Annotated in this window: 21 protein-coding genes; 5 read left to right on the top strand and 16 right to left on the bottom strand. The window is 36.8% G+C overall.

Features of this window, described 5'->3' with window-relative positions; genetic code table 11:
• Positions 1 to 140 precede the first annotated feature (140 nt).
• The 5 genes from AC4BD1_RS06220 to AC4BD1_RS06200 form a co-directional block, all read right to left on the bottom strand.
• Complete coding sequence (locus AC4BD1_RS06220) at positions 141 to 377, bottom strand: hypothetical protein (RefSeq protein WP_490485324.1); 237 nt, start codon at positions 375 to 377, stop codon at positions 141 to 143.
• Between the two features lie 191 nt (positions 378 to 568).
• Entirely contained in the window at positions 569 to 1420 is an 852-nt protein-coding gene (locus AC4BD1_RS06215) for a class C sortase (protein ID WP_490485323.1), read from the bottom strand.
• Between the two features lie 146 nt (positions 1421 to 1566).
• Complete coding sequence (locus tag AC4BD1_RS06210) at positions 1567 to 3450, bottom strand: SpaH/EbpB family LPXTG-anchored major pilin (protein WP_490485322.1); 1884 nt, start codon at positions 3448 to 3450, stop codon at positions 1567 to 1569.
• Positions 3447 to 4871 carry a SpaH/EbpB family LPXTG-anchored major pilin gene (locus AC4BD1_RS06205; RefSeq protein ID WP_490467266.1) on the bottom strand — a complete coding sequence of 475 codons (1425 nt, stop codon included), beginning with the start codon at positions 4869 to 4871 and terminating at the stop codon, positions 3447 to 3449. Before AC4BD1_RS06205 ends, AC4BD1_RS06210 begins: the two co-directional genes overlap by 4 nt.
• Before the next feature lie 3 nt (positions 4872 to 4874).
• Complete coding sequence (locus AC4BD1_RS06200; protein WP_490485321.1) at positions 4875 to 8336, bottom strand: SpaA isopeptide-forming pilin-related protein; 3462 nt, start codon at positions 8334 to 8336, stop codon at positions 4875 to 4877.
• 150 nt (positions 8337 to 8486) lie between these two features.
• On the opposite strand from AC4BD1_RS06200, the gene AC4BD1_RS06195 reads away from it, so the two are divergent.
• The 3 genes from AC4BD1_RS06195 to AC4BD1_RS06185 all read left to right on the top strand — a co-directional run bounded on the left by AC4BD1_RS06195 (position 8487) and on the right by AC4BD1_RS06185 (position 11811).
• Positions 8487 to 9911, top strand: coding sequence for an AcpB/EbpR/MafR family transcriptional regulator (locus AC4BD1_RS06195; protein ID WP_490485320.1), 1425 nt, complete (start codon positions 8487 to 8489; stop codon positions 9909 to 9911).
• 114 nt (positions 9912 to 10025) lie between these two features.
• Entirely contained in the window at positions 10026 to 10553 is a 528-nt protein-coding gene (locus AC4BD1_RS06190; RefSeq protein WP_206907887.1) for an HdeD family acid-resistance protein, read from the top strand.
• A 97-nt stretch (positions 10554 to 10650) separates the two neighbouring features.
• Positions 10651 to 11811, top strand: a complete 1161-nt coding sequence (locus tag AC4BD1_RS06185; RefSeq protein WP_206907885.1) for a cation:proton antiporter — start codon at positions 10651 to 10653, stop codon at positions 11809 to 11811.
• Between the two features lie 77 nt (positions 11812 to 11888).
• Here the strand turns inward: AC4BD1_RS06185 and AC4BD1_RS06180 are convergent, their stop codons facing one another.
• The 3 genes from AC4BD1_RS06180 to AC4BD1_RS06170 form a co-directional block, all read right to left on the bottom strand.
• On the bottom strand, positions 11889 to 13583 hold the full coding sequence (locus AC4BD1_RS06180) for an ABC transporter ATP-binding protein (protein WP_490486020.1): 1695 nt from the start codon (positions 13581 to 13583) through the stop codon (positions 11889 to 11891).
• Between the two features lie 132 nt (positions 13584 to 13715).
• Positions 13716 to 14468, bottom strand: a complete 753-nt coding sequence (locus AC4BD1_RS06175) for a MarR family winged helix-turn-helix transcriptional regulator (protein WP_490467263.1) — start codon at positions 14466 to 14468, stop codon at positions 13716 to 13718.
• A 211-nt stretch (positions 14469 to 14679) separates the two neighbouring features.
• The gene (locus tag AC4BD1_RS06170; protein ID WP_206907879.1) at positions 14680 to 15117 is read right to left on the bottom strand and encodes a MerR family transcriptional regulator; all 438 of its coding nucleotides are present in this window, start codon (positions 15115 to 15117) and stop codon (positions 14680 to 14682) included.
• Positions 15118 to 15223: 106 nt separating this feature from the next.
• On the opposite strand from AC4BD1_RS06170, the gene AC4BD1_RS06165 reads away from it, so the two are divergent.
• On the top strand, positions 15224 to 16249 hold the full coding sequence (locus AC4BD1_RS06165; RefSeq protein ID WP_206907877.1) for an SDR family oxidoreductase: 1026 nt from the start codon (positions 15224 to 15226) through the stop codon (positions 16247 to 16249).
• 463 nt (positions 16250 to 16712) lie between these two features.
• On the opposite strand, the gene pbp4 is transcribed toward AC4BD1_RS06165, so the two are convergent.
• The 7 genes from pbp4 to AC4BD1_RS06130 form a co-directional block, all read right to left on the bottom strand.
• Positions 16713 to 18746 (bottom strand): penicillin-binding protein PBP4(5), encoded by a 2034-nt coding sequence (gene pbp4, locus AC4BD1_RS06160; protein ID WP_490486004.1) that lies wholly within the window; start codon positions 18744 to 18746, stop codon positions 16713 to 16715.
• Positions 18747 to 18954: 208 nt separating this feature from the next.
• On the bottom strand, positions 18955 to 20310 hold the full coding sequence (celB, locus tag AC4BD1_RS06155) for a PTS cellobiose transporter subunit IIC (protein WP_490486003.1): 1356 nt from the start codon (positions 20308 to 20310) through the stop codon (positions 18955 to 18957).
• 14 nt (positions 20311 to 20324) lie between these two features.
• The gene (locus AC4BD1_RS06150) at positions 20325 to 20651 is read right to left on the bottom strand and encodes a PTS sugar transporter subunit IIB (protein ID WP_206907871.1); all 327 of its coding nucleotides are present in this window, start codon (positions 20649 to 20651) and stop codon (positions 20325 to 20327) included.
• A gap of 30 nt (positions 20652 to 20681) precedes the next feature.
• Entirely contained in the window at positions 20682 to 21632 is a 951-nt protein-coding gene (locus tag AC4BD1_RS06145; RefSeq protein WP_206907869.1) for a glycosylasparaginase, read from the bottom strand.
• A 411-nt stretch (positions 21633 to 22043) separates the two neighbouring features.
• Positions 22044 to 23339, bottom strand: a complete 1296-nt coding sequence (locus AC4BD1_RS06140) for a Sapep family Mn(2+)-dependent dipeptidase (protein ID WP_490486002.1) — start codon at positions 23337 to 23339, stop codon at positions 22044 to 22046.
• Between the two features lie 9 nt (positions 23340 to 23348).
• Positions 23349 to 24077 (bottom strand): GntR family transcriptional regulator, LSA1692 subfamily, encoded by a 729-nt coding sequence (locus AC4BD1_RS06135; protein WP_490467260.1) that lies wholly within the window; start codon positions 24075 to 24077, stop codon positions 23349 to 23351.
• Between the two features lie 136 nt (positions 24078 to 24213).
• Positions 24214 to 24837: a PepSY domain-containing protein gene (locus AC4BD1_RS06130; RefSeq protein ID WP_206907863.1), complete on the bottom strand. Its 624-nt coding sequence runs from the start codon at positions 24835 to 24837 to the stop codon at positions 24214 to 24216.
• Positions 24838 to 25071: 234 nt separating this feature from the next.
• On the opposite strand from AC4BD1_RS06130, the gene AC4BD1_RS06125 reads away from it, so the two are divergent.
• Positions 25072 to 25662, top strand: a complete 591-nt coding sequence (locus AC4BD1_RS06125; protein ID WP_206907861.1) for a histidine phosphatase family protein — start codon at positions 25072 to 25074, stop codon at positions 25660 to 25662.
• Positions 25663 to 25882: 220 nt separating this feature from the next.
• On the opposite strand, the gene AC4BD1_RS06120 is transcribed toward AC4BD1_RS06125, so the two are convergent.
• Complete coding sequence (locus tag AC4BD1_RS06120) at positions 25883 to 26092, bottom strand: DUF4649 family protein (protein ID WP_490467259.1); 210 nt, start codon at positions 26090 to 26092, stop codon at positions 25883 to 25885.
• Positions 26093 to 26116: the final 24 nt, after the last annotated feature.

Raw genomic sequence — 26116 nt, 5'->3', positions numbered from 1 at the left:
GAAATGCAATAAGAAAAATATACCGCATTTTATCATTACGTCCCCACTCGTCTAGCCAATAATAAAATTCTTTCATGAAATTCTCCACTCCGTTCTTTTATTTTTTAAAAAACTGAAATAAATTCTTTATTAGTAGTTCTTTATACTTTTTCGGGTACAATCCAATCCTCAAAAAAAGTTTTTTTATATTTTTTAAAGACTGTTGTGTCTAAGTGACGATTGTTTTCAATTCCTGAAAGACTTACTTCATTGGGATTGATAAAGTGACGATTGAAAAAGGTAAATTGGTCAGCGCTATCTAAAAAAAGTTCCTTGTTTCTATGTGTAGTTTCAGGTGTTGTACTGGCTTTTTTTGCATGTTCTTGGTTGACAATCATGGATTTCCTCCTAATCTTGCAAGTTCACTTGCTTTCATCTTGGGAATCATTTCATTTTACATTCTAATGATTCAATGAATTATCGTCAACTAATAGCTGAAAAACGAATAAGCACAAGCTTAGTGGAATCCTCTACCAGAAAAATTAGGGGCAAATGATTTTATTTAGCGCCATTTCGTTCGCTACGTTTATTACTTACGCACTTTTTTTCGTTGGTGTCGTCTATAAAAGAGGAGCAATAACAGACTAATCAGGAGCAATGTACTTAGAAAAATGCCCCACAGTAAAAGTTGATGGCGCTGAGTAACTTTTTTAATCCCTTCCGAAACTTTTTCTGGTGTGTAAGGTATACGGTGCCCTCTCACTAATAAGCGATGACTATTGATCATGTAAGGTGTACAGGTTAATAACGTTACTAAATCTTTTCCTTCTTCGATATGCAGATATTGCGTATCCGTAGGTTCAACCGTCTTGATTTGATCTACTTGATAAGCAAGAGTTTTGCCATTTACTTCTAAATAAAATTCATCACCTTCCGTTAATTCAGGTAAGTCGGTGAAAAGTTTTGCTTGTGGTAACCCTCGATGGCCAGAAATTACTGCATGAGTGCTTGTTCCGCCTGTAGGATAAGAAGTACCTTCTAGTAATGAACTCCCCTTTTCTAATAATAATGCATTTGTTTTATCAAAAATAGGTAACCGAACATTGATTTTTGGGATTGTCAGGACACCAATCGTATGACTTTCAAAATAAGTTTTATCTGGTTTTTTTTCTGGCTTTTTTTGTTCAGAAAAAGGATCTAATCCTGGATTTCCACCTTCCTTAGCTAATTGTTTATTTTTCTTTTCCATTTTTTCTTGTAATTTCGCCATTGCATCCGCATTTTCTTGATTGGCTTTTGTTTGATAGTGAGAAATGATCTGTTGATCGAGGTAGTTATTCAAAGCATCACTGACAAAAGGATAAGCTAAAGCACCTATGCCAATGAACAACAAAAGAATCATTATGCTGTCGATCACTCGTCGTCTGTTTTTACGTTTCATGGATACCTCCCTAGATGAAGATCAATAAATAAAAGAGCCCAGGACAGCACAATGTCTCAGGCTCTTTTATTGTTTTGGTAGATAGAATCCTTCGATTATTTTTCAAATCGAAAGTCTTGCTTCACTTTTTAATGCAAGCTTAGCTTCTATACATTTTCTTTGCGGCGTTTAGCAAAGTATAGCCCTACAACAACCAGTAATAAAGCACCTGTGCCAATGTACAAGTAGATTCCGCTACCACCAGTTGAAGGTAAAGTTCCTTTGTGTTTATTTGGAACTTTTTCTGGAGCAACTAAGTTTTCAGTTGTTCCGTATGAGTGTTCATCAACTTCAAATTCAATTCGATTTGTTAATAAAACGTAATCGTTAGGAGCAACTGTTTCTTCCAAGTAATACGTTCCGTAGTCTAACCCAGTTACATCTACTAGTCCATCTGCTGATGTTGTGAAAGTAGTTGCATCTGCTTTGTTTTTTACCCAAGTGACTGCTTTTGTTGCTTCATCGATGTTCAAGTAATTAGCTGTGTCACTATCTTGATCACGTACGACAAATGAAGCGCCTGCTAATGCTTGTGTTGATGAGACATCGCCATCCACTTTGATAAATCTTTTCCCACCAGTAACAACTTCAACAGTTGGCGGTGTTTTATCATCTGTGTGTCCGTTATCGACGTTGGCTTCGTTTTTAAATCCTTTAGTTGGATCTGCTTTTTCATTTAAGTGCATGTAATAAACAAATTTCAAAGTACCGCCTGGCGTCAATGAAGGAATAAATGCAGGATCAACTGCTACAGTGAAGCCATTTTCTTGTTCTGTTACTTGATAATTTGCTGGCGTGATTAATGTATCGCCATCATAAAGTGCGTAGGCATTGTTACCTGAAGCAATGTTGTCAAAAGTCAAGGCTTCGTCATGAGTATCAATCAGATTGAATTTAACATATTTATTTGCATCGCCTTCTTTATCTGCAATACCTAAAGGAATATTAACAGAAATCTCATATTGGATTTTTTCGCCGATTGCAACGTCGTTTCCATCTAAATTAGGTGTTGTTTTTTCTACTTTTGACGTGTCATTTTTAATTGTTTTTTCTACAGCTGTTTGGTTATCCGCTTCAATTGTAAAATCTGTTTTTGTTTGACTTTCAATTAATTCTGCATTATCAGGTGCTTTAACTTCCTCTAGTACATAAGAACCGACTTCAAGATTTTTGATTGTCAATTCACCAGTTGCAGCATCTGTTTCTGTAAAATCATTTTCACCAATTGCATAATCTTTCCCAGTGATGAAGTGCTTCGCTTGGGTTTTATCAGTTGTCCAAGTGTAAAGACCATCTTTCACACCTTGGATATATTTTACGACGCTTGGAGTTCCTTCTGTCTTTGAGATAACAAATTCTGCGCCATTTAAAGATTCATTTTCAGCAGTACCAACTTTTTTGACGTGTAATGCGCCATCGTTGGCTACAATATTTTTTGGATAAAGATGAATGGTTGTCAATTCTTCTGTTCCGTATTTGTAAGAACCATCTGCTTGTTTGATTAGTTCATAAACAGGAAAAGCAACGACCATATTTGCAGCAGCAGTTACGCCGTCTTTTGCTTCTTCTTTGATAGTATAAACTGCGTCTTTACTTTGTTGTTTCTTTGGCAAATCTAAACGAACATTTCCGTTCGCATCGGTTGTACCTTGTGCAAATGGTGTGCCTGTTGTTAACCCTTGAACAGCTTGTTTAGCAGCATCGACTGTTGCACCTGCTTCGCGTTGTGCATAAAATTCTGCTGTCACGTCGTAAACACTAAATGTGACGCCAGCTAGTCCTTGATACTGGTCGAACTCACTCATCTCTTTCCCACTATTTTGAATCAATGGGTCAGGAAAATCAGTCATTTTTTTCTTGTGTAAAATCACTTTTGCTGTGTCATTATTTTCTGCTGCGAAAGCTTGAACTGTACTTAATAGACCTGTAAAAAGTGGCAAGGTCAGTAACAATGTGCTTAATAAATACCAAACTTTTTTAAACTGTTTCATTTTTTTGCTCCTCGCTTTTGATAAAAGATCCAACCAATCACTACACCAATTAATACTATTCCAACTACTCCCCACCAAACGGTTTGTTGGTCATTTGTTTTTGGTAATAATCCTGAATGTTTTATCTTTTTATTGACGATTTTTAAAGGCATCGTCTCTTGCCCATTAGATAAATAAGAATGTTCTGTAATCGTAAATGGAATGGTTTCCTGACTTAAAACGTAATTATCAGGCGCTTTGATTTCTTCTAAGAAATAACGTCCATCTTTTAGTCCTTTGACTGTAAAATTTCCAGAACGATCAGATGAAAATTGTTGTGCTGTTTGCTTCTCTTTGTTCCAAGTGTACCCACTAGCTGATTCATGTAAGTAGTTACCTACTTGGTCTTTTACGAGAAAGACTGCCCCGGACAGTTTTTCTGATTGATTTTCACTAGAGACTTTAACAAATCGTTTGCCACCTGTTCGCACAGCTGTTTTCTTTGTGATGGAATGTTTGTCGCTGTCTAAACGACCTTCATTCAGAATAGCTGTATCAGGTTTCGCATCTTTTCCTAGTGTCATCTGGTAAGAAATTGCTAGTTGTTTTTTCGCAAACTTCTGGAGCTCTTGAATTGAAAAATCTAACGTAAATCCATGAGCGTTCGTCTTCGTCGTGTAGCCATTAGTTAACTCTTGTCCATCCACGGATACCTTCAGTGTATTTGGTAAAGGTGTCAGCGTTGGATCAGCAGTATCTGAAATACGAAACTGTTGATAATCTAAGATGTTTGTTGGGATGGTTGTCTTCAATTGATAATGAATAGCATCACCTACAGTAAATCCAGATTCTCCCTCCAACACAGTTTTTTCTAGTGGTGGTAGGTCGTACGCATTTTCTTCATTTTTAGGATAAAGATGGATTGTCGACAAATCAGTGCCGTTTGCATCTTGCACTGGTAAAATCACGACCAGATTACTTGCTTTTTCTTTAACAACTTCTGGCGCGTTAGCTTCAATAAATAGATAAGCTTTATCACGTTGCTTTTCATCTTTACTTGGTAAAGTGAAAGATAAAATCCCATCTTCACCGTTCACACGGCTTGTTGTTCCTTCAGCAACCAGCTCCCCGGCTGAAGCACCAGTTTGAGCTAATTTAGTTTGAGCCGATTGAATAGAATCTCCCCCACTACGTAACTGATAAAAGGAATCCGTTACGTCAAATACTTGATAATCCACATCATTGAGCCCACGATAATTTTGTAGTAAGGTACCTTCTTCACCAGAATTTTCTTGTTCTGTAGGCAACTGACCTTCAGGAAATAGTAATTTGTGTAAAGTAATCTGAACGTTTGCTTGCTTGCTTTCTGCCAATGCTTGTTGTGAAAAGCCAAAAAGTACAAGAACGAACACACACACTTTCAATAATCGCGCGTTTTTCATTCGTTACACCCCTCCTTCTGGTCGTTGCTTGATGAATAAATAACCACCGACTGTTGCTAAACTAATTGCAGCAATCAAGTAGAGCCAAACACGACCAATCCCACCAGTTTCTGGTAGAGGGATTTTTGCTTGGTTCGTTACATCTAAGTCGATTTGGTTGTTTTGTTCACCAGTAATGAGTACATCATCGATTTCTTTTCCGTCAATGGTTACTGTCCCTTCTTCACTAATCACGAGTTGAATAGGTTCTTTTAAGCCTTGATAACCTTCAGGAGTAAATGTTTCCGTCAATGTATATTTACCAGGTTGCAAGCTTTCAAAGAGGAAGGTATCTGTTTCTTTGCCATCTTTTGGTAATTCAATATCTGTATCTGGACCAGTTAAGCGGAATCTAGCTCCTTTTAGTGCTGTTTGATCATCTGCTTTTTTGTGAACAGTCAAATCAAAAGCTTTTAAATGATTTTCGTGAGATATTGTCCATTCTTTTGCTTCTTCGTCGACATTCTTACCTTCATAATGAATCTGTCCGTATTTATCAACTTCGAATTCATAATTTCCAGCAAGCGTGTCATATCCGAGCGGACCAGAAGTTTCGACCATTCGATACATTCCCGATTGATCAATCACAAAATGAGCGATCCCCGATTGGCCTGTTTTTTCAGTACCTACTTTTTGATAGATACCTTGCTCATCTTTTCTTTGCAATTCAAATGTTGCATCTGCTAGATTGACTTGTTCGCCGTTTTGCAGCGTGTATTTTCTGACATTGACTGGCAACTCGGAAAATTGGTTTTCAATTTCTAATGAAATTACTTGGCTACTCGTAGTAACTTCTTTTCCATCGACCTTCACTGTACCTTGGTTCGTGATCTCAATGTTCCAAGTTGTCTTTTCACCTAATTCATGACCTTTCGGAGCTTGGAGCTCTGTCAGTGTATAAGTCTGCCCTTTTTGTAAACGAATTTCTTTAGGCAACGAATAACTACCATCTTGGTTGTCAATCAAATTTGTTTTCACGCCATTTCCGGTTAATTCAAAAATTGCTCCTTCAAGATTTTTTTCACCAGTTGAAGAGTTTTTGATTACTTTCAAATCTAATGGCTTGAACTGCTTCGTGTTTTTCCAAGTTGTTTCATCTACTTTTTCTTGGTCATAACCCGGCACTGCAACTTCATTACTCATCTGATAGCTGAAATTTTCCCCTTGGTTGTTGTATTGAGGAAGACTAAGGGTTTCATCATAAGAATCATCAGCTGTTTTGGATAACTGTGTGATATTGGTTCTTTCCCACGTGTTACTAGTGTCATTTTCAGGTTTCAAAATTTTGATGTAACCAGTCTGCCAATTCGCTGAATTTGTTACTTGTTTACGCGTAACTTCATAAGTAACATTTTCTGGTCGACTGCTTGTGTCTTGATCAAATTCTTCCCAAAGTTTTTTGAAATTCAATTTGACTCCAGGCGCCTTACCAGAAGGAACGCCGAAATCTGCAAGTTCATTTGAAGTTGCCACTGGTTGAAAAGTTGTTCGCCCATTCATTTGGTACCAGAAATCTGGTTTGAATGAGTCTGATTCAGTTTGTAGCCTAATTTGATAATGAATTTGAATTTCTTGCTGCTTACCTAAATAAATACCATCACTTTTTACCGTTGTTCCGTCCATTGTGATGCTTGGCATAGATGGAACTTGAACTGAGCCAACACTTTTAATACTTAAAGTATCTGGTTCATAAATAAAAGGTTCAGCAATTGGATCAGTAACGTTACCGTTAACAACAGTTCCAGCAATTTGAACGGCTTTCTTTGCTAAGTAATCAGAGATATCTGGCGCATAATCAGCAGATTCATAGTACAAATCGCCATTCTCATCTTCAGAAACCATTTGTCGCATTTTATTTTCAACTTCTTGTTTCGATAAATTAGCACGAGGATCACTTTGCAATTGAATACCTAATCCATGAATTTCAATACCACGTTGTTTTAATGCTAGTGCTTCGCCAATTGTCGCGACAAACGTACTGTCGATTCGACGGTTCGTATTATTTTGATCACGCGCGTTGTAGCTATTTGAAATATAGGAAGTATTGCTTGGTGTATCTTGTTGATTCGTAAATTCCGTACCATAGTAGCTACCATCTGCTTCGGCTTGAACACGGCTGACTTTATATGAAAATGTCGGTACACCGTCCGTTAATAAAACAATGACTTTTTTATGTCCATTAGGTGTTGCTAACATATCTCCAGCATCACGTAATGCTCTTTGTGTAAACGTTCCTCCAGTTGTACTACCTGGTGTAATATTTTTGATTGGGTCTTTTACAGAGTCAAACGAACCTATCGGAACTGTGCCATTTCTGTAGCCATCACTTGAATATCCAACGTAGCCCATACTAATACTGTCAGTAATTCCGCTATCTGCTAAAGTATCGACGAAACGATCGACCCCTTTTTGGACCTCTCCGATTCGATTGTTATCGTTCATACTTCCTGACCAGTCAACGACCAAAACTAAATCTAGCGGTGTGATCTCCTTTTGAACGTTTCCCCGAACATTTAAGTAGACGTCAAAAAGTCCCGGCGTCGAAGTTTCTTTTGCATATTTACGAATGGCGTAATCGGCTTGGTCGCCAGTACCCCCGTATTCAATATATGAGTTCGTTTTGTTTAAAGGATCACCATTCCACGAAGTTACTCCGTCCCATTCGGTGCTGCTTCCTTGTTTATTTCCTTGGTGATTGATAACTTGCTGATTACTAGTTGGTTGCCAACTAGCTGTTGGGTAAGTTCCCGAGCTGTCTGTCGTGTACTCTGGCATGATCGACTCTTGCGCTTTTTGAGAAAAATCAGCAGCTGCAGCCATTTTTGCTTCGGCGAAAGGACGAACGATTTCTTCATCAGTTGGCTTGACAGCATTATCTTCTGCTATAGTGTTATCTGTTGTGCTATCTATTTCCGTTTCTTTTGGAGTTGTTTCACTCACAGTTTTATCAGGCATGAAAGATACTTCAAATTCATTTTTTTCGTACAATAACTTAGGTGTTTGGGTAACATCTGAGGATTGAGAATCAACAGCTAACGAAAGTTGAATTTGCTGATTTGTTCCACTCGCAATTGTTAAACTGAGAATATGATCTTCTACTTGGTAAGAGTAGCCATCTTTTTGAAGTTCTTTTGTATCGATCAAGCGGGCATTTGTCAACTTGATTTCCTTTTTTAATGCTGTATCTGTCTGATTGATAAGCTTCAGATCCACTTGTAAAGAGGTCTGGTTATTCTCATCTGTCGTTATCTGCGCTGACGTGATTTCAACAGTATCAACAGTTTCTGCATTCACAGCAATTGGCATTAAATAAGATGAAACAAGTAGTAGCACAGCACCAACAATCCCAAGTTTCTTCAATAATTTAATTTCTATTCTCTCCTTTCCTTTGTGAGTCAGTAATTCAATTAGAATAGCTAACGACATAATTTTTCATTATTCTAATCTAATAATTATTATACGAAGAAGCCGGTAATTAAATCACACCAGTTTTTATACCGAGCGGTTTCATTTATGAGATTGCTTCATTCTTTCGATGGTTGTTTCATTAAAGTAAAGGGTTGGGGAGGAAAAAGTATGATTAGGCTACTGGAAGAAAATTATAGGAAAATGGAAGAAATTATTAGAATATTATCCATTTCTGACGAGTGGATGACTAAAAAAGAACTTGCAAAATATATTGGAAGTTCTGAGTCTACGTTTATTCGTTATGTTGAAGAGATAAAACAGCGTTGGGGAAAAGCATTAACGATTCAAACCTCCCATAAACTTGGCTATCGGTTGGAGAGATTCAATGTCTCGGTTTATCTACAGATGCTAACGGATATGGCACAAACTTCAACGAATACCCAACTTTTGAATGAATTTATTCAAAATCCAGGAAATACAATTGAATATTATTGTGAGGCCATCAGTATCAGTCGCTCTTCCTTTGCCCGAAAGATAAAACAGTGTAATCAAGTATTAGAGAAATATTCACTGAAAATCGTTGTTGATCAAGGCTATCAGTTGACAAGCACAGAAAGTGAATTATCATTACGGATTTTCGTCACCTTTTTCTTTTTGATTTATTATGGTCACTACGCACTGCCGTATCAAGCCGACAAGCAAGAAATGAAACAATTAATGCGTCGTAATCACTGCCAACTGAATATCATTAGTGGTGACAATAGTTACGAACACACTTTTTTTATTATGTATTTCATGGTTAGCTTGGAGCGAGAGAAGCAGGGATTTCTACTTTACCCAGAGCAACGATCTCCTGAGCATATGAAAATCAACTATGAAGATCATGACTATTTATGTCAGTATTTTTCCGGATTAGACATTGCTACGTATCAAGAAGTTCTTTATTATTTTCAAAAAGGGCCTTTCCAGCAGTTTTCTTATGAAGAAAAAAGGGATATCAGCGAAAAAATACGAATCAATCTAAAATTTAATTCTTTTTCACAAACAGAGAAGCTCACAGAAGATGCAGTCGATTTTATTGTGCATCTCTTGACTTGTCTTTATTTATTCTCTCAATTAGTCCCATTTGATACGACGGAATTAACACAACGAGCAACCTTATTTGCAAGACATATTCACTTTACTCAACTCCATTTATATGCAAGACTTCAAGCAGAATTACACTTCTTTTCCGCCCTATTGGAAACCAATTTACTCAACCATTCTTCTTCTTACATTTTTTGGCTATTGAATGGTTATCCAGGAATCAATCAAAGTATTTCATCATCTAAAAAAATCTTAGTCGTCAGTGATATGGGAATCAATCATAGCCAATATATCGGTAATTATATCCATGCAACGCTTTCTTTACACAAAATTCGTTCAGATATGTTAGCTATCACAGAGGAAGAAATCGTTGACTATGATTTAAGCGTATTTGATTTGATCATTACCAATCAGCCTATTCCGCAAACTGACGTTCCAAGTGTTTTGATAAATGATGCTATTTTATTTTCAAATGAAAATGAATTGTTAGCGCTATTAAATTTTTAATCACTTTGTTATTTCTAAAATAAGGTATCTTATTTTTTTCTTGGCGAATACTAATCGGTTTTCTTGGCAAACTAACAACTTATGTTATAGAATAAAAGAAAAGGAGGTTTTCATATGATGGAAGGATTAAAAAGAAATTTTAAAACTTATGCTTTAGTCAGAGCTATTATTTATATCATTTTAGGCGTGCTGATTGTTATTAATCCAAGAGCTGTTTTTAATCTCATTGGTTATCTAATTACTGCTTATTTTTGCTTGTTAGGACTGTTTAATTTATTTGAAGATTATAAACGTAAAAAACAAGTCGGAAGTTGGGGCTTTGGCCTGTTTAGTGGAATCGTCTTTCTCATTTTGGCATTGGTTGTGTTGTTTTTTGCACCAGCTATTGCTTCGATTTTACCGGTTCTGTTAGGCTTGGCCATTATTTGTAATGGCGTTTTCCAATTGATAATGGGATTGAATATGAAGTCAACACCGTGGCTTATCTACAGTGTATTAATATTGATTGGCGGAATCGTTCTGCTATTCAACCCATTTGCTAGTTTGTTAGTGTTATTCCAGATTTTTGGTGTGATTTTGATCATTATGGGCGTGTCAGAAGCAATCAGTTTTTTCAAATTAAAAAAAATAACGATCAACTAATCTAAGTATTAATCGTATTGAAAAGAAATGGTTCGCCTGATTTTTTTGTCTAGCAGGCGTTCTGTTTTTTTTTATTCAAATGAAAGGAAATGATCAAATGGAATTTATTGGAACCCTATGTCTGATTTTGATTGCAACAACTCTTGGTTCACATCTTTCACGCCGTATTGGGATTCCTGCTGTAATTGGACAGTTATTAGTCGGCGTGATTTTAGGACAGGCAGGTTTAAATTGGGTACATCCCAACATCTTAGTGCATGATTTTTCAGAAATTGGTGTGATTTTGTTAATGTTTCTTGCAGGCTTAGAAAGTGATTTATCTTTACTTAAAAAGTATTTTAAGCCAGGTATGTTTGTAGCTTTATTGGGAATCCTATTTCCAGTAATTTTTGGTTGGCTCACAGGCGAGGCTTTTCACGTTCCGTTAAATGAAGCCTTGTTTTTTGGAATCATCCTTGCAGCAACTTCAGTAAGTATTTCAGTTGAGGTATTGAAGGAATTAAATGTGGTCAACACCAAAGAAGGATCGACGATTCTAGGGGCTTCTGTAGTGGATGATATTTTAGTCGTCTTAGTGCTAAGTTTAAGTCTTTCATTCTTAACTGGTGATACATCCAACCAAACACCTCTCCCATTGATTTTATTGGAGCAAGTGATTTATTTCGTATTTATTTTCTTGTTAGTTAAATGGATTGCCCCTTTATTGATGTCTTTTGCAGGAAAAATTTATGCGAATTCTGCTGTGATCATTGTTTCCTTAGTCATCTGTTTAGGTATGTCTTTTGTGGCAGACTTAGTTGGTCTTAGTTCAGTAATTGGCGCATTTTTTGCAGGAATCGCGGTCAGTCAAACAAAAGTTAAACAAGAAGTCTATCATAATGTCGAAGCGCTGGGTTATTCTATTTTTATCCCTGTTTTCTTTGTCAGTGTTGGTTTAGAGGTTGATTTTACTAATTTTGGAAGTCAATTGTTCTTCATTCTAGCCTTCACGATTATTGCAATCTTGACTAAACTGGTCGGTGGCTATCTTGGTGCAAAAGTGGCTGGTTTTTCTGGGAATAGTTCATTGATGGTCGGTGCGGGAATGATTTCGCGTGGCGAAATGGCTTTGATTATTTTACAAATAGGGCAACAAAGTAAGTTGATTGAAGCACAATATTATTCCCCACTAGTGATTATCATTTTACTAACGACTTTAGTTTCTCCATTGATTTTAAAATATTTTACGAGAAAGATTTATACTGTTAAAGCCAATTAGACTTAAATTAAAAGCAAACAAGGTAGAACAATATATTTTGTTCTACCTTGTTTCTTTACTATTATTTATGACAAAATTTAATTAACGATCTGTTCATTGACATACTCAGCATACAAACTATGGGAATGAATCAACTCGCTGTGAGTCCCATGTCCAGTAACCGTTCCTTTTTCAATGAAATAAATCTGATCTGCATCGACAATTGTTGATAAACGATGGGCAATGACTAAGGTTGTTCGACCTTTCATCAAATGATCTAATGCACGTTGGACTTTTTCTTCTGATTGTGAATCCAAGCTTGCAGTTGCTTCATCTAACATCAAAATTTGTGGGTTTCGTAAAAATGCACGGGCAATCGCAATTCGTTGTTTTTGACCACCCGATAATTTCACACCACGTTCTCCAATTTTGGTATCCAATTGTTCAGGGAAATCACGAACAAACTGATCAGCATACGCTAAACTTAACCCATGCCAAAGCTCGTCATCGTTTAATGTTCTACCCAAACCATATTGCAAATTATCTCGGATACTTCCAGCAAAAACTGCACTATCTTGTGATACATAGCCAATTTGTGAACGCCATTCATTCAAATCAAACGACTGAATATCTTGATTGCCAACAGTCAGTTTACCTGCTGTTGGTTGGTAAAAACGTTCAAGTAATGAGAAAATCGTTGACTTCCCGCCACCACTTGGTCCAGCAAAAGCGACCACTGTATTAGGTTTTGCATAAAATGAAATATCCTTTAGAATTGGATGATTTTCTTCATAGCTGAAAGAAATATTTTCTACTTGGATTGTTTTTCCTGCAACATTGACAGCAACTTCACCGTTTTTTTCAATCTTCGTTTCCAAAATTTGTTGGATACGTTCAGTTGCCCCCATTGCTTTTTGCGCTTGAGAGAAAAACATCGCAAAGCTTGTCACAGGTGTGATGATATTAAATAGATACAAAAGGAATGCTACTAGTTCACCACTTGTTAACGTACCTGCTTGAACACGAACTGCGCCATATCCAAGAATCCCAACAAACAATCCAAGCATTGCTGTCATCATAATTGGTTGTAAAACAGCTTCGATTTTGGCATCTTTGACACCTAATACAAAAATCTTTTCGATAAACGTACGACCACTATTTTTTTCCGCTTCTTCCCCGTTACTTGATTTGATCAAACGGATTTCAGCAAGTTTTTCTGTAGCATCCGCATTAAAATCAGCAGTTGCTCCTTGTAGTTGGCGCCCAATTTTAGACATCATCTTACCAATTGGAATCATGATAATCATGACGATTGGTACTGCAACAAACATCAACATTGCCATCTTCCAATCCATAATGACCAAAATAATAACTGAGCCAACTAATTGGATTGCTCCGGTAATAAAGTTTGGAAATTGCGTCGTTACTAAATCTTTGATCACTGTTGTGTCATTTACTAAACGAGAGCTGCTTTCACCTGATTTATGTTCATCATAATAACTTACAGGTAAGTGAAGCAAATGTGCCCATAACTTTTCTCTTAGAGATTTAACAGAATCTTCACCAACATAACGAAGTAAAAAACCACCAATCGTTCCAAAACCAAGATAAACAGCAAATGCAACAAGTAGCACTGCGACCATTTTCCCGTCAATTTTTGATAATTCACTGGTATCAACCAGCCCCTTTGTTAACTGAGGTACTACCAAACTTGCGCCACTTGTCACTAAACTAAGTAAGATCCCAAATAAAAATAAACCTTTCTTTGAGCTTACACTGTTAATCAATTTCATAAAATCTTTGAATTTAAATGCTCCAGTAGATGCTGGTAGTTCTTCAGCAAATCTTGCGGGTTGTCCGCCGCCACCTCGTGCCATTTTCTTTTCCTCCTAATACCTAAAACTCATTCTAAAATTTTTGATAGTTTAAAAATCTTCCCATTCATCCTCATTGTTTCTATGAGAATCATCGTTGTTAAATGGTTGTTTTCCTCTGTTTGGACCACTTCGCCAGAAATCACGTCGAAAATCATGACCAAATCGGTTTGGAAAATCTTGTGGGAAATCTGGACGACCACCACGTTCACCAAATGGCGATTTTCGCATCATTCGTTTCATTTCGCGACGCATTTTTCGTAAATCCTCTGGTGATAAATTTTGCCAATCTCCACCGTATTCTTCAAATAGAGCTTCACGCATTTCTTGCATTGCTTGGAAACGATCTAATGGATCAATAAATTTTTCGGATTGACGATGAAATTCGCCACTCCAACCACTAGAAATTTTTTCTAACAAGTTACTGAAAGTTGTTTGTTCTTCTTCTGTTAAACCAGCAAAAAAGATTTCGCTTTGGTTTTCTTGCTTGAAGGACGCATTTTTCTCCGCTTTTTCTCTTCCTTGTTCCGTTAGATAAACACGTTTTGTTCGTTTATCATTTTCATCTTCTTCGCGAGTAATATCCCCACTTTTTTCCATTTTCTTCATTAGTTCCGCCAACGAGCTTGGTCGTAAATCTAAAACTTCAGCAAGGTAGCTTTGGACTAATCCATCCTCTAGTCGTAAAATTGACAATACTCGTTGCTGTCCAGTAAACTTTTGCTTTTTTTGACTCATAAAAGCATTACTTGCTTCACTAATAAAACGTAGTTGTTTCATCAAACGTTCAGATAATTCACTCATTTTCAAAATCCCTTTCTTTTAGTTCGGTACCGAACTTTATTTCGTCACTCATTATAGTTCGGCACCGAACTATTTGTCAACTATTTTTTATTAATTATTTAATGTAAAAATCAACTAGCTTGTCTTACAAAATTATTTTCTTTTCCAACTAAATTTTTTTGCAAAAAAATAAACCTCGCCAAACGACGAAGTTTATTACACTTTTTTAGTTTCATTCCACATAAGGATTCATTAAACCATTCTTTTCTTTTTCAGCAATTGCATAGCTTACTTCTAAAGCAACTTGTTTTTTCGCATCCTCCGAACTATACATACCAATCTTGTAGTCGATTTCTTGTAAACTTTCTTCGATTTTTTTCTGCCTTTCTAATACTTCTTGTCGGTGACTCAACAAAAGTTTCTTTCGTAAATCAACCGTTTCAGGACCAGCCATGACAAATTCAATGTACTGTCGAATATCACTTATTTTCATTCCTGTTTCTTTTAGACAGCAAATTGTATGAATCAGTTTTAAGTCACCCTCTGTAAATTCACGGTAACCTGCGTCATTTCTTGCTACAAAAGGAAGCAGTCCTTGCTTGTCGTAGAATCGTAATGTGTAAATAGATAGCCCGACTTTTTGAGAGACTTCTTTGATTGAGTAACTCATTTTTTCACCTTTTTTCTTTTTTCCTTGCCCTAGAGTATGCTCTAGGGTCTAGTATAAGTAGCATAAACAAATGAATCAAAAAAAGCAACTGATAGGAGATAGAAAAATGACAGATAAAGTATTAGTTACAGGTGGAAATGGCTATTTAGGTATGCAAATTATTTTAGCTCTTTTGAATCAAGGGTATGAAGTTCGCGCAACATTAAGATCCCTCACTAAACAAGCAGATGTTTGGGAAACGTTAAGGAATAATCAGGTGGAAAATAGTGAAAAACTAAGTTTTATCCAAGCTGATTTGGCTAAAGATGAAGGTTGGGAGGAAGCAATGGCTGGTATCACCTATGTCTTGAGTGTTGCTTCACCTCTTTTCGATGCCAAAAATAAAGATTTGACTATTAGCCAGCAATCAGAGGAAGGAACACTACGAATTTTAAAAGCTGCCGCGCGAGCAAAAGTAAAACGTGTTGTCATGACAGCAAATTTTGGAGCAGTAGGTTTTAGTAACAAAGACCGATCCTCACTCACAACGGAAGCAAATTGGACGAATCCCGATGAAAAAGGCTTGTCTGCTTATGAAAAATCCAAGTTGTTGGCTGAAAAAGCAGCATGGAAATTTATTGAAGATTCAAACACGTCATTAGAATTAACTACCATCAATCCAGTTGCAATTATGGGTGCTTCTCTTAATGAACATGTTTCTGGTAGTTTCGTATTATTAAACAGCCTGTTCAATGGTTCACCGATGCCCAACCTTCCTTTAAACCTTGTTAATGTCCGTGATGTCGCTGATTTGCACGTTCGAGCAATGACACATCCACAGGCAAAAAATCAACGGTTTATCGCTACTGAGGATGGCCAAATCTCAATGGCTGAAATCATTGCGCTTATCAAAAAGAAACGACCAGAACTGGCTAAAAAAATGAAACTCAATCATCTTTTACCCAACACCTTTGTTAAGTTAGGTGCCCTGTTCAATGCTTCCGCGCAAGAAGGCAAGCTAATGCTTGAAATCAATCGTAATGTCAGTAATCAAAAGGCAAAAGATCTCTTAGGTTGGCAACCACTTAGCAATAACGAAGAAACCATTTTAGAAAGTCTTGATACGCTTGAAAAGTATCATTTGATTGGCTGATTGATAGATTTGAGAAAATGATTATTAAGTAAAAAGCATTTTCTTTGAGACACTTTTCAAGTTTTTAATGATTTTTGAATGTCCGGAAAAGGTATCAATTTCCATTTATCGTTTCAGTAAGCTTAAGATTAAGGTTTAATAACGTTTAACTAGATGATTCAACGTAGGTTTCACCAACAAAAAGGAGGTATGACAAGACTTTTGTCATACCTCCTTTTGTTGAATAGGCAGTCTTCCCAAAGCAACTACTTCAGCAACAAGCTCTTCTTTGATAAAAACATGAGGAACTATTTTTAGAAAGAAAATCTTATTGCTTGAAGCTGAACGTCTTGCGCCACAACCTTTCCCTCGTTGTTCCCAAAATAACTCCTCGATAGAACTTGCATTCCCTTTAAAATATGAAGGGCTATCATGAGTGACTGCTTGTTATATTGTCGGAGTTAAGTATTTTGCGCTACAACCTTTATTGATAAGTTGCATTTAGATAGTTTACTAATTCTGGTGCTCGTTTTGTTGCAGAATCATCTTCTTTTTTATCCTCTAACATACTTACCATGAGATAGCCTTGATTAGTTGGATTTGTAGCAAATAAGAAGCTATTCTCTTGTCCTTTTTCATCTTGCTTTTCTTTGATTTCCGCTGTACCTGTTTTTGCTGCTATAGGAATACCTAAGCTAGCCAGAGAATGTGCAGTCCCTTTAGGATCAGTTACAACAGCTTCTAAGTCTGGCAAGATTGTTTGAACAGCAGCGTCACTAATCACATCATCTTTGGTTTTTGTTTTCGCATCTACAACTAGCTTAGGATAGATAAGCTTTCCATTGTTAGCAAAAACGGAATACATCGTCGCTTGTTGGATTGGTGTAATCAATAATTCTCCTTGGCCATAGCCAGTATCTGCTAACAAAATTTCTGATTTAAAGCTATCTTCATTAGAAATCTGTGCAGGATTCATACTAATAGGTAAATCCAACTCTTCGCCAAAAATGAACTTGTCTAAGCCTGAGCGAAATGCTTTTTCCCCCATTTTCAATGTTTGCTGTGCCATATAAATATTATCAGAGTAAACCAACGCATTTCGTAAATCAACTTGTGCTACATCACTTACCCGCGTAACTTCGTAAGAGCCCCAAGAAGAATCTTTTTGCCATTTTAATCCATCAATAGTTAGATTTTCTTCAGGATTTAGTGTGCCATTGTCCAAGCCAATTGCTGCAGTGATCATTTTAAATGTAGAACCTGGTGCATAGCCAGTAGCAAAACGGCTGATAAATGGTTGGTTTTTATCATCGGCATATGCTTGGTAGTCCTTTTCAGAGATGCCATTAGTCATTTTGTTGGGATCGTAACTTGGTGAACTTGCTAAAACGAGTAAATCACCTGTTTTTGGCGTAGTAGCCACAGTTGAGCCAGCTTCTCCACCTAATTCATCATAAGCAATCTTTTGAGCTTTTGCATCAATTGTCAATTTTATTGATTCACCATTTTTAACTTTTTGTTCTTGAAGTATATTTTTTTCATTGCCATTTTCGTCTGTGATAACTAATTTTCCACCGTTAGTTCCACGTAACTCTTTGTCAAAAGCCATTTCCAGACCAGAACGTCCAATTTTTCCTACGCTACTTAATTTTGGATTCTTTTCAATATCTTCGGCAGTAATATCTCCTACATAACCAATTAATTGTGCAGCGGCTTCACTTAAAGGATAGTATCGCCCAGTTACTTCTTGAATTGTTGCACCCGCAGGTAATTCTGGGGTTTCCCCGTCAATTATTTTGAGTGGAACAAAATAATCTGGTTGAACCCAGCTCTGTGAGATGGCTTGATTGATTGTGTCTTCTGTCAATTGTGTTCGCTCAGCAAGGGTTTTGATATTGGCATTTTTTTCTTCGCCTTCGCCTAACTTACTTGGCACGACACCTAGTTGCTTCAACTGACCATTAGTTGCTAATCCTTCGCCATTTCGATCTAGTATCTCACCACGAGTTGCCTCTTGAGTGTTCAAACTAACTTTGTCCCCATTTTCCATAGTAGGAAAAATTAAATTGGGTTGCCAATTGATTTTGGGTCCATCTTTTTCGCGAATTAGCGTTCCTTCAAAATTTAGGTCGTTTAGTTCGCCCAGAGCTGTACTCATTTTAGCTGTATAAGAAAAAGTATATGTATCCTTTTTCTTTTTTTCGACAGTTAAATCCGATACAGTATATCCTTTTATATCGACAGCATCATAGATATTTTGATACTTTTCTAAAATTTCTTGAGTCGTCCATTCCGATTTTTTCGTGGTTGGTACTAATAAGGTCGTTGCTTTTTTGTAATCGCCTTTATCAAGTGCCTTCACAAATTGTTTAATCGTTGTTTTCGCTTCGTTAACAGTTTTGGTTTCTTGAGAATGTTGATAATAAAAAAAACCTCCACCAGCTATTGCTACAACAGCTGTGGCACCTAGAATATATGGAATAAAGCTTTTTCGTTTTTTCTGGTCGCTTCTTTTCATTTGAATCCTCCAATTTTTGTTTCATCACTTCTATTCACTTCATCAGTCATTAAAACACTTCTATTATATCCAACTATTGCCTAGGTTGCTATCTTAAAATTCTTTAAAATTTGTTGTTTTTCTGTTTATGTACCGCTTCTTTTCCAATAAATAAAAACCAACAAGACAAAAATCATCACTGCCTTGCTGGTTCTTTTTAGTTAAAAAGTTAAATGTCATCAAAATCAAAATCATCTAAGTTGATTTCATCAAGTTCTTCTTCTTTGGTTTTCATCTCTTCTCGAAGATATTGGACATCCATTACTTTGATAAACGGATAATAAATTGCCATTCCTAAAACAAATAAAATTCCTTGTAACACAGCACCTTGCCATCCACTAACTAAAAATCCAGAAATGATTGGTGGAGTTGTCCATGGCAACTGAATACCATTTGTATAAGGAACCAATCCGATATTCATTGAAAAGTAGGCAATAATGATATTGATTGTTGGAACTAAAGCGAAAGGAACTAATAAAATGGGATTCAAAACGATCGGTAATCCAAAAATAACTGGCTCGTTAATTCCAAAAATTCCAGGAATTAAAGATAACTGCGATAACTTTTTGATTCGTTGACTTTTACAGAAAAGAACCATTACCACAATTAATGACAAAGTTGAACCTGCACCACCAAAAGTCGCGAACATATCTTGGAATTGTCCAGTAATGATATTCGGAATTTCATGTCCATCTTTGAATGCTTGAAGATTTTCGACGGATAACGCTCGGAGGACTGGGTTGAATACAGCCCCAACGACACTGCTTCCATTGATTCCAAAAAACCAAAAGAAATGCAAGAACAGATATGCGATAACCATAGCCCCTAACGTATTTCCTAAGCTTAATAATGGCGTTTGTAAAAACGTGAAGATAACATCTTGTAGATTGCCGTAAGAAGTCAACGAAACGAGCCAGTTGACCAAAAACATCATCGTCACTACGACAAAACTTGGAATAAGTGCTTCAAATGATTTCACCACAGTAGGTGGTACCCCATCAGGCATCTTGATTGTCCAACCTTTGCGCACCATTGCAACAAACAAACGAGTAGAGATCAACGCAACAATCATTCCAAGGAATAAACCGCTAGAACCCATCCACTTAAGAGGTAAGCTAGTTACTTCGTAAACAGTGGTGCTTCCTTCGGGTGTAAACAATGTCTGATACGGCGTTAAAATAAAGAAAGAAACCAATGCGATAATCCCTGACTGCATTGCGTCAACATGAAATTGTTTCCCTAAACTGTAGGCAATTCCGACTACAGCTAAAATGGTCATAACATCGAAACTCGCGCTGGCAGGTACGGACATCATTGACTCCCAGTTGTCACCAAGCAAGGCAGACATCCATTCGTTCCACTGGGGCAGAGGAAAATTAGCAATCAAAAGAAAGACAGAGCCGACGATCAATAAAGGCGTTGACAATAGGAATCCATCACGAATAGCAACTAAATATTTATTTTCACCAATGACTTTGGCTAAAGGAGTTAATACTTTTTCCAGCCAATTCAAAAATTTTTGCATAGTTGTCCTCCACGTTATTGTTTATTTTTCTTGATCAATTTAAGTGCTTCTTTCAACGCACCTTCGCCGTCCATCATGCCATAGATTTCGGGAGAGATTGCAGCAACTGGAATATTTTGTGGTGAAAACTGTGTCCGAACTTTTTCGAGCAAAAAGCGCACTTGAGGCCCCAATAAAATCGCAATCGGTTTTTCTTGATCAACGACTTCTTGTGCTCTGGCAACTGGAAATGCAGTAATTTCTAACGGCATCTGATGTGCTTGGACAACTTCCATCATTTTATTGACCATAATACTTGTGGACATGCCAGCATCACAAAACAAATAAATTTTTTTCTTCATTTGATTCACTCCTTAACTTATTTTTTATTTTTAATCAATTGGTGCTTTGATTCTTTTCTCATAGGCTTCCAGCCATTCCTTCGTGATAGGTTCAATCAGCGTTGTCTGATCTTTCCCTGGATTGGCAAGGAAAATTTGCGGTGCTTGTGTTTGTGTACCAACACTAAAGGTAAATTCAACATTGGTGGCGACCCCCCACTCTCCTGCTGTATTCATTGCAATGAGTGAAAATGCACCAGCTTTTCCATAGCGTTCTTTGAGTTTTGTTTCAAAAGAATAGACTGCCTGGTCACAGGCATCTTGAGGACTAACGCCACTGCCCATCAATCGAACAATTTCATAAGACAAACAACCTTTCATCAAATCTTCGCCTAATCCAGTTGCAGCTGCTCCACCAATCGTACTGTCTACATAAAAGCCTGAACCAGAAAGCGGTGAATCTCCGACACGTCCGGGCTTTTTCATGAATAAACCCGAGCTGGAAGTCCCTGCTGCCATCGACCCGTAGTTGTCTAAAGTGATGGCTCCGACCGTATCATGACCATCATAAGGATTTAGCTGTTTTTCTTGGATTTCTTTTAACCGCTTTTCCCAAATTTTATGCGCACGAGGTGTTAACATATTTTTTCGCTCAAAATCATGTAACATCGAGTATTGTGTTGCACCATTTCCAACTAAAAAACTGTTGAATTTTTCCTCACTTAAACGTCTAGCCACCGTAATTGGATTTTTAACATCGGTTATTCCAGCGACAGCACCGATTTTAAAAGAGTCACCGTCCATAAAAGCGGCATCCATTTCTAAAATACCTTGAGCATTTGGTAACCCACCATAACCTACTGATTTATAATACGGGTAATCCTCCACGGTTTTAATCAGTGCTTCTACCGCATCGCCCGCTCGTTCATTTTTTTCTAAAATTCGTAGTGCTTCAACGACACCATCATGTGCCATTCGCCAAGTAGCAATCGCACCTCGCATCCTATTCACCCTTTCCATTTCGTTTTAACTAATGCGCTTTCATAAAAACATTATAATTAGTATATACTATTTTGTATATACCGAAAGAATCAAAAAGTTGACTTTCTCATAAAAAAACAATCAAGCTCTCATTTCTGTAAGAAAAGAGGTCGCAGCTCCAAGCGCTTAACTTCAAGCAATAAGGACACGTTTCTAAAAATAGATTCTCAAATTTTTATAAAATTTAGGCTTACTTGAAAGGAACTACTGCTTAAACACTGTTTATTTGAAAAAAAGACGAGAAAAACTAAAAATCCAGTCACCTTAGTCTATTTTCAATTTTAAAACCGCCTAAAATCACCGTTTTTTAGAAACGAGTTTTAGGCGGTTTATCTATTTGGGAAACTTTTGTTCTAGATTCTTTTTGGCTTCTTATTCGGTCAAAGCGATGATTGCCCGCATATAAATTTCCAGATTTAGCAATAAATCACTTTCATCCATATACTCATCTTGATTATGCGCAATCCCTTTTTGTCCTGGAAATGAAGGTCCGAATGCAACGGTATTCGGCATGAATCTGGCGTAAGTTGCACCAGTGGTCGTTACAGGCGCTCCATCTTCTTTCGTTACATCTTCATAAACCGCAGTCAACTTTTGGACAAACGGATCATTTTTAGGAAACAAACTACTTTTGATTCGGCGCACAACTTTCATTGTACTATTTTTTGGTAACTGACTAAGGAGCATTTCGGTAACTTCTTCTTCAGTTATAGAAACAGGATAACGAATAGCAATTGATAAGATCAACCCAGTTTCTGTTTTCAGCAATTCATAGGGTGTCAAAATCAGTTTGCCACTGTCTTCGTCTTCAAAATTTAACGCTAATCCTTCCCCATTGTGTTGATTTGCAAGAGAATTTGCTATCCAAGAAAAATAATTCTGCAATTCTCCCGTTACTAATTGGTCTTTTATGATTTTTTCGGCTATTAAAGTAATGGCATTTTCACCTAACTCTGGTGCATTAGAAGGTGCACGTTTTCCGCTTACCGTTATTTTTTCTTGATTAATTGTGATAGATAGTTGGTCAGGTACATGATCTTTTGCTTGGTCACCGTCAAAATTTCCTAGTTGATTTAATTCCTGCGTATCAAAAGTGGTCAAAATTTGATAGTTGACGATTCCGCGTTCTCCATACACAACAGGATATTTGCAATCAGGCGTGAAACCAACTATCGGTGGCTTTTCTTGGCTCAAATACATAGGAATATCAGAACTACCACTTTCTTCATCTGTTCCAAAAAGGATTCGAATCGTTTTTTTAGGGACAAATCCAGCCTCTTTTAATAACTTCATACCATACAGACATGCGATGATAGGACCTTTGTTATCTAAGATACCACGTGCATAAAAACGCCCAGCTTTTTTTGTCAACTGATAGGGTGGAAATGACCAACCAGCACCTTCTGGAACAACATCCAAATGTCCGATAATTCCAATATACTCAGAATCGGTTCCCCATTGTGCATACCCAACCGCGTCTTTGACGTTCATTGTTTTGAAACCATAGTTTTCAGACAAAGACAGGGCTTTTTCAAGCGCTTCTTTTGGCCCTCGACCAAATGGTGCATTTTTTTCGGGTATGCCCTTCACACTTTTGATCTGTATTACTTCATTTAGATCTTGATAAAACTGTTCCTTGTTTGCTTCAATTAGCTGGTGAATATTCATAATGACCTCCTATTGGCTATAACGAGTTAATGTATTTTTAAATGTATAACGGTCTGCTCGATAATATGAAATGTCATAAAAAATAGGTTCTGCATCAATTGCATAGGTGACAGACTGGACTCTTAATAAAGGATTACCAACAGAAACATCTAGTAAATCGGCCATTTCCTCTTCCACTAAAATCGCTTCGACTTCTTGATGAGAATAAGCGATTTCGACTTGCTTTTCTAATAGCTCAAATAGCGAACCACTAAAGTCTTCAATCGTAAAATCTGCAACGAAGCTTTCAGCTAAATAAATTTTTTCGACAGTCATCGGTTCCCCGTCAAGTAAACGTCTTCGAATCAATTCGTAAATGGTTGTGTCAGGAGTTAACTGTAGGGCGTGACGAATTTTTTCGTTGTCTTTGAGTAACTTTCGAAAAGAAATAACTTCTGTTTTGCTCGTCTTTCCATATGATTTAGCTGCTTCAGTAAATCCTTGGAGACCTGCACGGCCACTTTGGATTTTTTGCTGAGACATCACATAACTGCCTTTACCTGGTCGTTTTACTAACACGTTTTTTTGAATTAACAGATCAATTGCCTTTCGAATGGTCAAACGACTGCATTGAAATTCTTTGGCTAAATCATATTCTGAAGGTAATTTTTGTGAACTGACATAGATCCCCTCTTCAATTCGTTGTTCGATTTTTGAAGCGACTTGCGTAAATTTGTTTTTGGTTTCTTTGTCCACCATAAAAATAGTCTAAGCTCCTTTAATTTTGACTGAATTTTTACAAAAAAAAGATATAGTATATACTTCACGGTATATACTATATCTTATGGACAAGAATTTCAATTATTTTGAGAGCGTTTTTTTTCGAAAAAACATTTTAGTCATCTACTTCTGTTTCTAAAATTTCACCTGTCTGAGCATTCATTTTGACGGTTGTTTCTTGCTGATTGTTTTCAACAGTAACTTCCCAAAAAGTAATTCCAAGATCTTTATCTAGATCCCAATCTGTAGCTGTTCCACCACCGACTTGCTGGACAGCAATCTCAGCAGCTTTTTCGATACTTAACAAGTTTTGAATGTCGATTTTATCTTCTCTTCGTTTCACGCCATTCTGCTCATCCCTATCAAGTTGTTCTTCTCGTTCTTTCTCCACCTTTTTCGTGACACCATCCACTTTGATTTCAAACTCAGTAGTATCATTGACTCCTTCAATCTTGTAATAATAGGCACCGAATGATGTATCTAGTTCAAGAGAGGTAATGTCACTATCAGGATAAGTATCTTGATAAGCTTTGATTGCCTCTTCAACTGAAACACGTAAATCACCTTTAATCGATTTTCCTGTTGTGCTCGAGGAAGCACTACTATCTCTCACTGTTTGTGTTTTGCTTGTCTGTGTGTTCGATTGATTTTGGGGCTGATTCTGGTTCTCATTACTTTGGCACCCTGCCAATAATCCAAGTGTGCCGATAGCAATGCTTAAATAAGCAATTTTTTTCATTTTTTAACTCCTTTTAGTCTAAATTCAAGTAAAAGTAAAAAGTCGACAGCTGAATAGAGTCATTCATCCATGAACTTTTCAGACTATCAAATTTATTATAACGGAAAATTGGATAAAGGTCAGAATTTTTAGAATAAACAGTTGACTTAGAGTGCACTCAAACCTGTATGATTTAATTAAAGACAGAAGGAAACGCTGCAATTAGCAAAATTTTAAGTAAAGAAGGAATGAAAAATGACAAAAAAATTATATCTAATGCGACACGGAGAAACGTTATTCAACCAACTAAAAAGAATCCAAGGTTGGAGCGATTCACCACTAACGGCGAAAGGTATTGCTCAAGCAAAAATAGCTGGTAATTATTTTTCTGACAATCAAATCACCTTAGATCATGCTTATACTTCCACTTCAGAAAGAGCCATTGATACGGTAGAACAAGTTACCACGCTTCCTTATCAGCGAGTAAAAGGATTAAAAGAATGGAATTTTGGTGTCTTTGAAGGCGAAAGCGAGTCGCTCAACCCTCCTCATAAACTAGGAGAAACTTCATATGGTGACTTTTTTGTCCCTTTTGGTGGAGAAAGCAGTCAAGAGTTACAAGAAAGGATGGTCGATACACTGACTGAAATCATGGAAAAACCTGACCATCAAGAAGTGTTAGCCGTTAGTCATGGTGGCTCTTTGTATCTGTTTCTTCAAAAATGGCTTTCTTTTCCTGAAGTAAAGAAGGTTCAATTTTCAAATTGTTGTATTCTTGTTTTTTCTTATTCAGATAAGGAATTTCAATTTTTAGAGTCAATCAATCATGACTTTAGTGAGTTATAAAAATGCACAGAAAAAAAGAAAAATATCCGTAAGTCCTTCATGTTTTTTTGTGCTATTTCAATGACTTTTGTTTCTATTTCTTTAACGACCTGAACAGAAAAAGAGGGACTGTGACAAATCATTTGTCACAGTCCCTCTTTTCATAAAAATCTTAGGAAGCTAGTTTTTGAAAAATTTCTTATTGTTTGAAGCGAAACGTTTAGAGCGCCAACCTCACCTTTTATTTTTGATTCAATTGATTAAATAAGCCACCAATTGTTTGATCTTTCAACTCGATTACTTGACCATCCAACATCGCTTCTACCACGTGGTAGTAATCTTGTAAAGGTGGTACTTCTAGATATTGATCATGCAAGAAAGCTGCTGGATCAGCATATTCTTTCGTCATTTTATTGGCATCGACCGCAGTTTTATAAGTAATTTTTAACATCATAAACCCCTCTAATCTATATAA

Source organism: Enterococcus sp. DJ147D b (assembly GCF_058216655.1).
The sequence above is the reverse complement of the archived record's forward strand: the minus strand, read 5'-3'. Positions and strand labels throughout refer to the sequence as shown.

Excerpts from the sequence above, each read along its gene's own strand:
- AC4BD1_RS06220 (WP_490485324.1), bottom strand. The coding sequence starts at position 377 with ATGATTGTCAACCAAGAACATGCAAAAAAAGCCAGTACAACACCTGAA.
- AC4BD1_RS06215 (WP_490485323.1), bottom strand. The coding sequence starts at position 1,420 with ATGAAACGTAAAAACAGACGACGAGTGATCGACAGCATAATGATTCTT.
- AC4BD1_RS06210 (WP_490485322.1), bottom strand. The coding sequence starts at position 3,450 with ATGAAACAGTTTAAAAAAGTTTGGTATTTATTAAGCACATTGTTACTG.
- AC4BD1_RS06205 (WP_490467266.1), bottom strand. The coding sequence starts at position 4,871 with ATGAAAAACGCGCGATTATTGAAAGTGTGTGTGTTCGTTCTTGTACTT.
- AC4BD1_RS06200 (WP_490485321.1), bottom strand. The coding sequence starts at position 8,336 with ATGTCGTTAGCTATTCTAATTGAATTACTGACTCACAAAGGAAAGGAG.
- AC4BD1_RS06195 (WP_490485320.1), top strand. The coding sequence starts at position 8,487 with ATGATTAGGCTACTGGAAGAAAATTATAGGAAAATGGAAGAAATTATT.
- AC4BD1_RS06190 (WP_206907887.1), top strand. The coding sequence starts at position 10,026 with ATGATGGAAGGATTAAAAAGAAATTTTAAAACTTATGCTTTAGTCAGA.
- AC4BD1_RS06185 (WP_206907885.1), top strand. The coding sequence starts at position 10,651 with ATGGAATTTATTGGAACCCTATGTCTGATTTTGATTGCAACAACTCTT.
- AC4BD1_RS06180 (WP_490486020.1), bottom strand. The coding sequence starts at position 13,583 with ATGAAATTGATTAACAGTGTAAGCTCAAAGAAAGGTTTATTTTTATTT.
- AC4BD1_RS06175 (WP_490467263.1), bottom strand. The coding sequence starts at position 14,468 with ATGAGTGAATTATCTGAACGTTTGATGAAACAACTACGTTTTATTAGT.
- AC4BD1_RS06170 (WP_206907879.1), bottom strand. The coding sequence starts at position 15,117 with ATGAGTTACTCAATCAAAGAAGTCTCTCAAAAAGTCGGGCTATCTATT.
- AC4BD1_RS06165 (WP_206907877.1), top strand. The coding sequence starts at position 15,224 with ATGACAGATAAAGTATTAGTTACAGGTGGAAATGGCTATTTAGGTATG.
- pbp4 (WP_490486004.1), bottom strand. The coding sequence starts at position 18,746 with ATGAAAAGAAGCGACCAGAAAAAACGAAAAAGCTTTATTCCATATATT.
- celB (WP_490486003.1), bottom strand. The coding sequence starts at position 20,310 with ATGCAAAAATTTTTGAATTGGCTGGAAAAAGTATTAACTCCTTTAGCC.
- AC4BD1_RS06150 (WP_206907871.1), bottom strand. The coding sequence starts at position 20,651 with ATGAAGAAAAAAATTTATTTGTTTTGTGATGCTGGCATGTCCACAAGT.
- AC4BD1_RS06145 (WP_206907869.1), bottom strand. The coding sequence starts at position 21,632 with ATGCGAGGTGCGATTGCTACTTGGCGAATGGCACATGATGGTGTCGTT.
- AC4BD1_RS06140 (WP_490486002.1), bottom strand. The coding sequence starts at position 23,339 with ATGAATATTCACCAGCTAATTGAAGCAAACAAGGAACAGTTTTATCAA.
- AC4BD1_RS06135 (WP_490467260.1), bottom strand. The coding sequence starts at position 24,077 with ATGGTGGACAAAGAAACCAAAAACAAATTTACGCAAGTCGCTTCAAAA.
- AC4BD1_RS06130 (WP_206907863.1), bottom strand. The coding sequence starts at position 24,837 with ATGAAAAAAATTGCTTATTTAAGCATTGCTATCGGCACACTTGGATTA.
- AC4BD1_RS06125 (WP_206907861.1), top strand. The coding sequence starts at position 25,072 with ATGACAAAAAAATTATATCTAATGCGACACGGAGAAACGTTATTCAAC.
- AC4BD1_RS06120 (WP_490467259.1), bottom strand. The coding sequence starts at position 26,092 with ATGTTAAAAATTACTTATAAAACTGCGGTCGATGCCAATAAAATGACG.